This is a genomic window from Mesorhizobium sp. M7A.T.Ca.US.000.02.2.1 (assembly GCF_003996995.1).
Classification (GTDB): Bacteria; Pseudomonadota; Alphaproteobacteria; order Rhizobiales; family Rhizobiaceae; genus Mesorhizobium.
In genome coordinates this window covers 1-737 of sequence record NZ_RZTT01000850.1, presented here as the reverse complement: position 1 = coordinate 737, position 737 = coordinate 1, and the positions used below count along the sequence as shown (strand labels likewise).

1 protein-coding gene is annotated in these 737 nt (G+C 59.8%); it reads right to left on the bottom strand.

Annotation, left to right across the window (positions count from 1 at the left end; translation table 11 throughout):
* On the bottom strand, positions 1 to 494 hold a 494-nt coding region (locus EOD15_RS35070), incomplete at its 3' end, for a SprT-like domain-containing protein (RefSeq protein WP_245463876.1).
* Between the last annotated feature and the right edge of the window lie 243 nt (positions 495 to 737).

The window sequence follows — 737 nt, the reverse complement described above, 5'->3', positions numbered from 1 at the left end:
AGCCAGGACAGCGTGAACTCGGTAGTCAGAAGATCCGCGCAGGCGCGATCGTAGGGACCGCCCTCGATGATGTAGTGGGTCATTTGCTGGCCCACGCGCTTGCCGCCTGGCTGGCCGGTGTTGCTTGGCATCAGCCCCACCCGCTCCATTTTCTCGGCCCACTCCATGTTGTGATAGCCAGCCCGCGAAGGCTTACCGAAATGGAACTGCCAGCCGTGGACCATTTCGTGCACTAGGGTCGATAGCGTCACGCGCACAGGCCGAACGCCGAAGTAGCTGGGGTTCATCGCGATTTCGTCGGTCTGCAGCCCATCCCGGTTCACGAACCTGGTACTGGAGAAGTAGCCGAAAGTGCGTTTCTCGCGCTGCAGGGTGATGAGGCAGTCGGGCAGCTGGCCACGAAACAGCACCGCGTTGAAGTGGTCGTAGGCCTGCTGCAGCTCGGCGTAGGCGGTCGGAGTCGGTTGCATTAGGTTGGAAAATGTAATGTGCAATACAGTGTAACAGGGCTGTCAATGCTGTGCATGAAAAAGGCGGCCGAAGCCGCCTCGTAGAGACACCACGCGATCGGTGGTCAGGGCCAAACGTCCGAGCCGTCTTCCAGGTAGTAGCGGACTGCATACCCGAAATCGCGCGGATCATTCGACAGAGGACGGCACGGTGCGTCTTCATGGGTGAGCGGCGTGTTGTACTTCTGGCCGTTGACGCTGACGGCAACGATCCTCCGTCCCTTATAT